Consider the following 11,644-nt stretch of genomic DNA (forward strand, 5'->3'; position numbering starts at 1 on the left):
GCAGGTAGATCTCTACCGTTCTAACGGACCCATACGGGCACTACACACGAGCACGAGGGGGATAATCCGCCATGATGCCTGAACAGCAGCAAAGGATTCTAGGCTACTTCATTGAAGAAGCTAAAGACCACCTTAATACGATTGAGCAGGGACTGCTGAATCTTCAAGCAACCATACAAGACTCGGAGATGATGAACGAGGTCTTCCGAGCCGCTCACTCGGTCAAAGGGGGCGCGGCTATGTTGAGTTTGGGTAGCATCCAGCGCACATCCCACCGTTTGGAGGACTACTTTAAAGCGCTGAAAGATGCTCCGGGAACCGAGGTTGATCGAGATCTGGAGACGATGTTCTTGCAGGTTTTTGACGGTTTGCAGGCCCTCCTGGAAGAATTGCAAGGTCCCTTCGGCTTGACCGAAGATAAGGCTCAGGAAATCATGGCGGACGTTGAGCCTGTCTTTGAACGTTTGGAGAACCATCTCAATCACCTAGTGGCTCATGCAGCACCCACTGCGGAAGCTGTCCCAGAAATCCTGATGACCGCTCCTGTTGCTGAGGTGCTCGTTCCGCAGGCAGTCTCTTCCACTGGCGAGGAAAGTGCGCTGAAACTGGTCTTCAGCAGCGATATCCCCAGTAACTTGCGCGAAATGTTGACTTTATTCAAGCAGCCTGACACGGAGGTCAGCCGTACTGCTTTGCAGCTGTGTTGTGACGCTCTGAAACAGACGGGAGAGCAGTTTGACCTGAATGCCTGGTGTCAGCTTGTGACTGCCGTGCGTAGGGCTGTTGGCAACTCTGAGCAATCCTATCGCTCGCTTGCACCAGTGGTTATCAAAGAGCTGAAGCGGGCACAAGAGCAGGTGTTGTCTGGACAGGCTGTAGCGATCGCGATTTCCAGCGACCTAGAGTCTTTGATTCCGCTAGCGATCGAAGAAGAATCTTTTGATGATGTAGCCGCTCTGCTAGACGAAGTTGCTGTAACACCTACTTCAGACGCCGATTTAGCAGATCTGTTCGAGACCGAGCCTGTTGCTGAGGTCACTGGAACGGATACTGACTGGCTTGAGCTATCAAGCGCTGATAGCAGTGAATCCAGCGATTTGAATGCAGATGATCTGCTGACAGCCTTTTCAAATGAGGAGCCAACCTCTGCAAGTGGGAGACCAACACGTGACCGTGAGCCTGCCGTAGGAGCCGCTGAGTTAAATAGTTTAGCTGATTTGTTTGAAGGTGAAGTTTCAGGCTTAGGTTCTCCTTGGGAGGAGATGTCTGAAACGGACGACGTACTTGCTGATAGCATCAGCCCTGATATCGATATTTCCGATGACTTCTCGGATTTGCTGGATACAGCTTCAGGTGAAGAGGAAACCCAGCAAGATCTCGCTGACCTGTTTGGCGATGCAGCCGCCCTTGAAGATCCAGCCGATCTTTTAGACGGTGTTTCTGAAGATTTTGGGGCTTCGGATGAAGCTATTGCCGAGACTGACTTTGATGATCTTCTCAGCCTGCCGGAAACAGAGACGGCTGAGGCTGAAGCAGAGGCAACCTCCGAAGTAGACGACTTGGACGATTTGCTGGATGATCTCCCCGACGATTCCAGTGACGAAGACGATGTTGCCCTTGGGTTTGATGCTTCTGCTACCGTCGGTGTGGCCGATCTCTCCTTTGATGCGATCGCAGATCCCTGGTCAACCCAAGACGGTGACGACGATACCGATGAATCAGCTTTAGAGGCACTTGATGATCTTTGGACAGAGGGCCAACCTCCCGAAGCAGGCCAGACCGTTGTTCAAGACCATACGATTGTTCAAGCAGAAGGCACAGCGGACTTTAGCGATTTCCCAGAGCTAGAGCTTGAAGACACACCTGATGCGACGGCTGTCGTTGCGGATGTTGAGGGGGCACCAATGGCTGCCCCTGTCGCGGAAGGCAATGATTTTGACGATTTGTTTGCCGATGAGGGTGAAGCTCTGTCCGAAGACGATTTAGCCACTATGCTGAGCAATTCTGAAGCGGATGTTGCCGATTTTTCTGACGGTTTACCTGATGTTGACGCAGAAGACAGCGAGCTTGACGCTTTGCTAGCCGATGATGATGTCTCCTTTGCTGATAGCGACTTGGCTGACGTGCTGAGCGATAGTGAGGGCGAAGCGGTTATTGCTGATCTCGCAGACCCATTTGCTGAGGCAGACGTTTCCTTAGACCTCGAACTGCCAGAAAGCAGTGAGCTACAGCTGGATGTTCCGGCAAATGAAGAGGCTACTCTAGACTTTCTGGCTTCGGAATCGGATGTTTCCGACTTAGACGATCTTTTTTCATCAGTAGATACAGCTGAAACTGGCCTGGATGCTGATGCCCTGAATTTGGATGACCTGGACAGCGAACTGGGATCTGACGACATTATTACCGAGAACTCGACCCCACAGTTTGCAGACGATCTGGACAGTTTGCTGGCGTCTCCGGCTGCAACGACTCCAGTAGAAGAGATTACGTTCGTTCAGCCTGAGGCGGTTGAACTGGGGGATATGCAAACGAACCCTGATGAAATCATCGAAAGCGATGCTGATTTAGACGCGCTTTTGGAAACAGCAGAGGTTGCTCCAGAAAACCAAGATTTTGATCTGTCGTTTGTCGAGACAGACGATGCTACGACGCTGGACAGCACAACTCAAGAGCGAACTCTGCCTGACGAATCACCGGCAGAGCTTGACACGATTGATTTTTCAATTGCTGATGACGATCTCTTGCTAGATGAGGCAATAGGCGCGATCGCCGACAATGAGTCTTCTGAGGATGACTTTTTTAATCTAGATGCGTCTTCATCTCAGACACCTGCCGAAGCCTTTGTCGCGGACACTGATGATGGTTCAGAGATGGCTTCAGCCGAAGCGATCATTGAAGACTTCTTTGATACGCCACCGGTGGAAACCAGTCCAGAAACTCCTGTTGAAAGCCTAGAAGAGATGGGGGAGAGCGCAGATAGTCTCGACGATTTTTCAGAAGATGACCTCTCTGTCAATGCTCCTGTCGAGACACCTCAGCTTGAGACTGAAGCTGATGATCTTTGGAACAATGACCTGGAGCCTGAAACTGGGACCAGCGACTTAACTGATAGCGCCTCTCCTGAACCCGAGGCAGAAAGTACTGCTCTAGCAGACTTAGGTGTTGATGACATCGAGACGACTTTTGTTCAAGAACCTGAGGCAGAAGGTACTGTTCTGTCAGACTTGGGTGTCGATGACATCGAGACAACCTTTGTTCAAGAACCTGAGGCAGAAGGTACTGTTCTGTCAGACTTGGGTGTCGATGACATCGAGACAACCTTTGTTCAAGGACCCGAGGCAGAAGGTACTGTTCTGGCAGACTTGGGTATTGATGACATCGAGGCAACCTTTGTTCAAGGACCGGACGAAGCCATAGCTGAAGTCGTCGCTGACGAGGAACTCCTAAGTCTAGATCTGGATGAGAATGAGCCTCTATCCGATGAATCATTGGGTGACGATCTCTTCAGTGCTGATTTATCCGTTGATGTTGATAACGAATCAGAGATTCAGATAGACGATCTACCCTCCCTCGATTTAGGCGGTGGTGAAGCTGAGAGTGCTGATCTGGAAAACGGATTAGAGGCTTTAGATTTTGGGGATGTTGCTACTCCAATAGAGGACTCTCTGAATGGCGATCTTGATGCTTTAATGGCAGACGATGCCTTCTCCGAGACCCCTGATACTGAAGGTGCTTCTAGTGCTGCCACGTTTGAAGAAAGCTTGGATTTTGATCTCTCCGAACTGGAGATCGGAGAAGTTGAAACGAGTGATCCATTAGCAACGGACTCGGATGAGTCTAATGATAATCTCGACAGCTTGCTAAGCGAGATTTCGCTGGATTCTGTGGACGACGTTACGTCTGAAGCCGTGGATGATCTAGGCGGTCAAGCAGAAAGTGGGTTAGGCGAGGACTCCTTTGACCTATTCGCTGACGATGCTGGAATACCTGATGCGTCCCTTGAAAATGACGGCGATGCAGTAGATGACAGTTTTTTAGCTGAATCGGAACAGGCTGAGGACATTGCTGATTTCCAATTCGAAGATATCTCCCTTGAAACGCATCAGGAAGACCTGAATGGAGTTGATCTGGGTGAGCCTGAGGAAGCTATCACTGACGACAGTAACGGTGGCTTGTTCGATGACCTGGATACTTTGCTAGCTGAACCGTCTGCCGCTGATCACGAAGTTCAACAGCAGGATGGTCAGGACTCAGATGCGCCTAACTTTGATGAGCTAGAGGATTTGCTGAATGACGATCTGTTAGAGGGAGAGCATTCAGATATGGCTGTCTCTTCTGCTGCAACTGACGAAGGCGGAGCCGCCGATTTTGCCGAGCTAGATGCTCTACTGGATGAAGATGAGTCAATTGCGATCGCTAGTGACGATGTTGGCGATGTGGATGCAGTGGATGCAGTGGATGCAGTGGATGAATTCAGCGATCTCGAAAAGCTGCTGGAGGAGGCCGATCAGTCCTTAGGCGTGGGTCCGTCAATGCGTTCTGTCGGTAGTACTCGCTCAGCACGTCGGGTAAGCGGCATTGTTGATCAGACGATGCGTGTTTCGGTCAAACATCTCGACAATTTGAATAATTTGGTGGGTGAGCTAGTCGTCAACCGAAATTCTCTTGAGCAGGACCAAGACAGACTCCGCCAATTTTTGGACAATCTCTTGTTCCAGGCGCAGCAGCTCAATGACGTTGGTCAGCGGATGCGTGATCTGTATGAGCGATCTCTCCTAGAAAGTTCCCTCCTAGCTAGCCGACAGGCATTCCAAGGGTCCAGCATGACACGCTCAATGGACAGTCACGGTGGCAATGGTGGTCATGCTACTGGAGCTACCTTCGACGCCCTAGAGATGGATCGGTTCACAGGGTTCCATACGCTAACCCAAGAAATGATCGAACTCATCGTACGAGTTCGAGAATCAACCTCTGACATTGCCTATACCGTTGAATCGACAGACCAGATTGCCCGTCAGTTCCGACAGGTTACGACCCAGCTCCAAGAGGGCTTAAACAAGGCCCGAATGGTGCCCTTTGCCCAGACGGCTGACCGCTTGCCGCGTGCTGTAAGAGATATCTCAATTAAGTGCGGCAAAGAAGCTCGGTTAGTGGTCGAAGGCCGCGATACCCTCATTGACAAAATGATTTTGGAGCGGCTGTATGACCCGATGACTCATTTGGTCAACAATGCCATCACGCACGGTATTGAGATGCCTGAAGAACGTGCTGCTGTCGGTAAGCCCCGCGAAGGCAAAATTACCATTCGAGCGTTTTATCAAGGAAATCAGACCGTTATTTACATTGCTGATGACGGAGCCGGAATCAATCCTGATGTTGTGAAGCGTAAGGCTATTCAGAAAGGGATTCTGACTCAGTCAGAGGCTAGGGCGATGAATACCTTGGAGACCTACGAACTGCTGTTCCGTCACGGTTTCAGCACCCGCGATAAGGCAGACGACTTTGCTGGACGGGGCGTAGGGATGGATGTTGTCCGCACAGCCCTGTCTGAAATTCGCGGGTCCATCACGATTGATTCTGATTTAGGCCGAGGGACTAGTTTCACCATTCGCTTGCCGCTCACGTTGAGTATTTCCAAGGCGCTGAGCTGTCTGAACAATCAAGCCCGCATTGCTTTCCCAATGGATGGTGTCGAGGATATGTTCGATATTCCTAAAGAGCGGGTAAGACGGGATCAGAACGATCAAACCTATATTCAATGGCGCGACACGTCCTTGATTTTCCAACCCCTGTCCGATTTACTTCAGTTCAACCGCTCTTTGGGGCGCAACCGAGTGTACGGAGGAAGTCAGGATGAAGACATGATTTCTATTGTTGTGCTGAGAAACGCGAGTACACACATCGGCATTCAGGTCGATCGCGTTTTGGGTGAGCAGGAAATTGTCATCAAGCAAATCGAGGGGCCGGTGCCCAAGCCAATGGGAATTGCCGGAGCGACAGTTCTTGGCGATGGTCGAGTGATGCCTATCGGCGACGTACTCGAACTGATTGATATTGCTCAAGGACGGGTGCGTCGTGAGGCGGGTTCATCGTTGTGGTCACAGGTTGAACAGCCACCTTTAGAAGAAGTGGTCTCCGTCAAGGCAGAGCCAACTGTCTTGATTGTGGATGACTCCATTACTGTGCGTGAGCTACTTTCAATGAGCTTCAATAAGGTTGGCTATCGGGTAGAACAAGCCCGAGATGGTCAAGAAGCTTGGGAAAAATTGCGCTCTGGACTTCCCTGTGACTTGGTGTTCTGTGATATTGAGATGCCTCGCATGGACGGCCTAGAGTTGCTGTCTCGGATGCAGAAGGACAGCATCTTGAAGCGGGTTCCCATTGCTATGCTGACCTCTCGCGGCGCTGATCGCCATCGTCAAATGGCGGTTGACTTGGGTGCGAGTGGCTACTTCACCAAACCCTACCTTGAAGAAGCGCTGCTAGATGCGGCTCAGCGGATGCTGAAGGGTGAGGTGCTGTTGACTAAACAGGATGAAGAGTTGGAACTGTAGCCTAATCGCTTCGAGGTGATGCGGCTCATTGATTGCTTTTTGGATCAGGGACTATCCAGATGTCCCCAGTTTTGAGTATTCTCCTAGTTGGCTCATTATGGAAATACCATGCTGGATCTCACTGGAAAACATGCCCTTGTCACTGGAATTGCCAACAATCGCTCCATTGCTTGGGGCATTGCTCAGCAGCTGCATGCGGCTGGAGCAGACTTGGGAATTACCTATCTCCCGGACGAGAAAGGCAAGCACGAAAGGAAAGTGAAAGACTTGGTGGAACCTTTGAGTCCTTCACTGTTCCTACCTTGCAATGTCCAAAATGACGAGCAAGTGACAGCAACGTTTGATGCTGTGAAAGAGAAGTGGGGCAAGTTAGATATTCTGGTGCACTGTCTTGCTTTTGCCAATCGCGACGACTTAACGGGAGACTTCAGCGCGACCTCTAGGGAGGGGTTTCAGCTGGCTCTAGATATTAGTGCTTATTCTCTGCTCAGTTTGTCTAAGGCTGCTAAACCCTTGATGACCGAGGGCGGCAGCATCGTCACGTTAACGTATCTAGGCGGCGTGCGAGTTATTCCGAACTACAACGTGATGGGTATTGCAAAAGCTGCTCTTGAGATGAACGTCCGCTATCTGGCCTCAGAGTTGGGCAGTAGCAATATCCGTGTCAATGGCATCTCTGCGGGACCTATTCGAACGCTGGCTTCCTCGGCAGTGGGCGGCATTCTCGATATGATTCACCATGTTGAAGAGATGGCTCCTCTGCGTCGTACGGTGACGCAAGAAGAAGTCGGGAAAGCAACGGCGTTTTTGTGTAGCGATTTGTCCAGCGGTATTACAGGGCAGATTTTGTACGTGGATTCTGGATACAACATTATGGGCATGTAGGGCTGCGATAGTAGCGCCTCTATCCAATTTCACTATTTGCCTGTGTGGCCGTAGAGGCTGAAGGCAGCCCATTTGTAAGGATGGGCATGGTCAGGGTTTTGGCGAGTGGTTAGCATGGCGTTGCGGAGGGCGATCGCTCGATTAGGGGTCTCTTGCAACTCCCGGTAAAACTCTCCCATCAAGATGGCGGTTGCGTCATCTGGAATTGACCACAACGTGACGACGACGCTATCGACGCCGGCTGTGAGGAGCGATCGCGATAAGCCAATAACGCCATCCCCTGTGATATGGCCTTGAGCGGTGTCGCAAGCGCTGAGTACCGCCAGCTGTGCGGTGAGCGTCATGTCTAAGATTTCGGCGGCTGTCAAATAACCGGAATCTCCTGCTGTCGGAGCAAAAGCTAAAATGCCGGGGATACCAGTTCCAAAGTCATCGAGTAAGCCATGAGTGGCTAAATGAATGATTTTGGCGTCAGACATTTCATTGACCACAGCCGATTTTGTTGCAGCCTCACGGGTCAGCGGTTCTGTGTTCAAGATAGCGGCTACTTCAAGTGCCTCTAGCTCAGCACCCACTAGCGGAGAAAGCGGCAGCCCACTGGTGGGATCTTTGGGCATTACCGGATTGCCAACCACGACGGCGGGGTCGCTGCCGATACGCAGCGGTTCCTCCAGGGTCGAGTTAATTGCCAATAAATTAATAGCAGGCGCAAACAGTAGGGGATGCTTCTCAATCAGCACAGTTCCACTGTTGTCGATCAACGCCGGAAAGGGCACCAGAAACAAGTCGCCCTGAGGAATGATAACAACGGTGGCATCGGGGTCAGTCGGCAAAAAATCGGCAATGGGCGCGATTAGTAATTCATGTAGCTGATTGAGATTGTTGGTCGCTGGAGCAATCTCCCGCTGCTGCTCACCAACGACTTCGACGCCTAATCCCCTGCCTGGGATAACCAGCGCTTGACGAAATTCAGTGACCCAGTCAGCAATTGGTTTGCCGATTAAAGACTGACGTGCAAACTGCAATTCGCCCTCTGGAGAGACAACCCAAATATACAAATCATCGCCCACCTGAGAATATTCAACGAGAGTAGCCTGCTGCTCTTGAGCAATCTGGCGAATTGCTTGTATGTTGGGTGGGTCAAGACTCTCTGTAGGAGCAGCCTGCCCTCTCAACGATAGGCGATGGACCAGAAGTTCAGTAAAGGCTCTGGCCCGTCCCCGTTCGGACACTTCGAGACCCGCTGCAATATTCTCTAGTTCAATCAGCGATCGCTGCAACAGCTGATAGGTTTCTGCTTGAGTCTCCGCAATGGAAATTTTGTTTTCGTCTGTCAGTCCTGGTCTGAGGGATTCCCACAAAGTCACAGTTTTAGCCAGCGCCTCGCTAGCCGCTTGGGGTTGTTCCGTCTCCAGTAGCAGTTTACCCATTGCGTTCAACGTCTTGCCAGCACCCGCAGGATTATCCAGCGTGTAAGCATCCAAGGCTTGCTGATACTGATTTAAGGCGATCGCAGTGTCTCCTGTCGCGACTGACAAGTCGCCCAGCGCTTTAAGACTGCCAGCAATGCTCGGCTGATCATCAATCGCCTCACTCAGCTGTAGTGCCTGAGTTAAGTAGAGTCGTGCTTTGTTGATGTCACCTAGCTTAAGGTAAGCGGTACCCACGCGAACGAGTGCGATCGCCTCGCCCGACGTGTCATTGTTTTGCCGATAGCCCGCTAGACTCAGCTTGGCAAACCGGAGTGCCTGAGCATGATTCTCCTGCTGGCTATAGACCAGTGCCAGACCACTGAGAATGTTTTCTTCTTGAGGTGTTTGGCGCAGCCAACTGCGATCTCTGGGCACAAGTTCGCGATGCATATCAATCGCCTGCTCAAGCAGTTCAATAGCCTTTTCGTTTTGACCGAGACGAATATAGGTGATGCCTAAATTGGTTAAGGTCTCACTTTCCCCTTGGCGATCGCCCACCTGTTCACGAATCACCGCTGCTTGCTGATAGTGATCAAGTGAATTGGCGTATTCTCCTTGAGCATCGTAGACATTGCCTAGTCGATCCAATGCATCGCTTTCCCGCAGGCGATCTCCCGTTGCTTGATACACCTCTAAGGCGTCTTGAAAGGTGTTCAGCGCTAAGTTGAAATCACCTTGCTCAAGTTGCGCTTCTCCTGCTTGATAAAGATCAGCAGCGGCGTCGCTGAAAATGCAAATCGTGGCTGGAAAGACGGGACAGGCTTGGGTCATCAGAGGATTATTTCTGAGGTCAAGCTGATTAAGATTTTGGAGGTTAGCCAGTGCATTGACCTGGGTAATTTGATTATCACTAATGTCAAGTTCAACAAGTTCAGGTAAGGTCGATAGCCCATCAACGTCAGCAACTCGATTGTGACCAACATTTAAATACGCAAGCCGTTCCAGGTCAGTCAGAGGAGTGAGATTGCTAATTTGATTATGAGCCACAAAGAGTTGAGTTAAGTGAGTCAGGTTCGTAACGGAATCGAGCGATTGAATCCGATTATTGTTGGCGTAGAGAACTGTGAGCGATCGCAGGTCTGATACCGCGCTAATGTCTTGAATTTCGTTATTGTCAAGATACAGGGTATCTAAGCGGCTAAGCTGAGCAATCGGACTGATATCTGTGATGGTATTGTTTGGTAAATGTAGCTCTGTTAGGTTGACTAAGTCAGTAAGTGGATTAATATCACTAATCTGATTCTGGCCCGCATATAAAATGGTTAATTGAGTCAGTGACGCTAAAGGACTCAAATCTATAATCTGTCGATTAGTGAGATCTAATTGAGTTGTTTCTGCAAGAATATCGCTGGCGGCTTGACAATCTTGTGTTCCAGCAATGTCAAGCAATGTCTTGACTGTATGCAAAGCCTCAGGCGAGAATTCTTCTGATTGAGTACACCACTCCAGAAAGCTTTTAGGTACTGGAGAACTCGCTGAAAGAACTGACGAGCGGACCAGAAGAAGACTACAGGAGAAAGCGATCGCGCAAAGTTGTTTCATGGCATGCAGGATCCAACGCCACCATCTGGCAAAAGGGCTTCACAGAGATTGGTATTGTCTAAACGGGTTCCTTCTAGAACAGCATTGAGCAAATTTGCATTAGACAGATCGGCACCGCTTAAATCTGCATTACTAAGATTGGCGGCTTCTAAATTAGCGCCTACTAGATCCGAATTTTGTAGATTAGTTCCTGAGAGATCGGCTCCCCTTAGATTGACGCCAATTAAATCAGCTGTGTTTAGATCAAGTCCAGCAAAATTGCAGTTTGGACACACATGCTTGCGCTGTACTCGTCGTAGATTGATGATGTGTTCAATGGGTAGGCGATCGCTCTCCAAAATGGGATTGTTGTCGATATCAAGTTCGATTAAATTAGCTAGATTGGCCAGCGGTTGAATGCTGGAAACTACGTTGGAATCAAGCCGTAAAATTGTCAGATTCTGTAAATTGCTGATTCCATCTAGGCGAGATAATTGGTTCTGATCTAGCTCTAACACTGATAAATTGAGTGACTCTGAAAGGGGTGATAGGTCTGCGATCTGATTGTTCGACAAATAGAGATATTCCAAGTTGTCTAAGCTGGCTAACGCCTGCAAATTTTGAATGGCATTGTGGCTTAAGTGAAGCTCTTGCAGTTGGCTCAAGGATGACAAAGCGGTTAGGTCAGTGATGTTGTTGCGGTTGAGGTATAACGCTTGTAAATTGACCAACTGATTGAGCGGTGTGATGTCTGAAAGTTCATTGCCGTCCAGCGAGAGAACTGTGAGGTTTGTTAACTCGCTGAGGGCTGCAATCTCCGTAATTTGATTGTCGCCTAGATAAAGCTCAGTCAAATGCATGAGAGATGCCAGGATGCTGATGTCCTCGATCCGTGAATTGTTGAGCGTCAAGTTGTCTGAAGACAACACAAGACTGTTGACAGTCTCGCAGTCTGTTTCTTGCAATGTCTCCAGTAGGACTTCAAGAGTATGACGCGCAGCGGGTGAAAGGCGATCTCGACTTTGGCAAATGTCAAGAAAGGATTTAGGCGATTGAGCTTGTCCTGGTCCGATTGCGGGCCATCCAACTGCCGACAGACCTGCGACCAACCCTATCAAGAGCGACGGCAAGTTCCTTTTTGCGAACACTCTTTTGCCTCAAGCCAGTGCTGTATTGAAGCTTACTGTAAATTAACTTCAGTTAAACGACCTT

The 11,644-nt window shown here is 49.9% G+C and carries 4 protein-coding genes; 2 read left to right on the forward strand and 2 right to left on the reverse strand.

What is annotated here, in order from left to right; all coding sequences use genetic code 11:
- Positions 1-71: 71 nt before the first annotated feature.
- A complete protein-coding gene (locus tag PN498_RS04610) occupies positions 72-6,554 on the forward strand; it encodes a response regulator (RefSeq protein WP_272061518.1) in 6,483 nt (2,160 codons plus the stop codon).
- 108 nt (positions 6,555-6,662) lie between these two features.
- Entirely contained in the window at positions 6,663-7,439 is a 777-nt protein-coding gene (fabI, locus tag PN498_RS04615) for an enoyl-ACP reductase FabI (RefSeq protein ID WP_272061519.1), read from the forward strand.
- A 32-nt stretch (positions 7,440-7,471) separates the two neighbouring features.
- On the opposite strand, the gene PN498_RS04620 is transcribed toward fabI, so the two are convergent.
- Both PN498_RS04620 and PN498_RS04625 read right to left on the reverse strand, forming a co-directional pair.
- The gene (locus tag PN498_RS04620) at positions 7,472-10,453 is read right to left on the reverse strand and encodes a CHAT domain-containing protein (RefSeq protein WP_272061521.1); all 2,982 of its coding nucleotides are present in this window, start codon (positions 10,451-10,453) and stop codon (positions 7,472-7,474) included.
- Complete coding sequence (locus PN498_RS04625; RefSeq protein WP_272061522.1) at positions 10,450-11,580, reverse strand: leucine-rich repeat domain-containing protein; 1,131 nt, start codon at positions 11,578-11,580, stop codon at positions 10,450-10,452. Before PN498_RS04625 ends, PN498_RS04620 begins: the two co-directional genes overlap by 4 nt.
- Positions 11,581-11,644 lie beyond the last annotated feature (64 nt).

This window comes from Oscillatoria sp. CS-180, from assembly GCF_028330965.1.
In the GTDB taxonomy this organism is placed as follows: domain Bacteria; phylum Cyanobacteriota; class Cyanobacteriia; order Phormidesmidales; family Phormidesmidaceae; genus Halomicronema.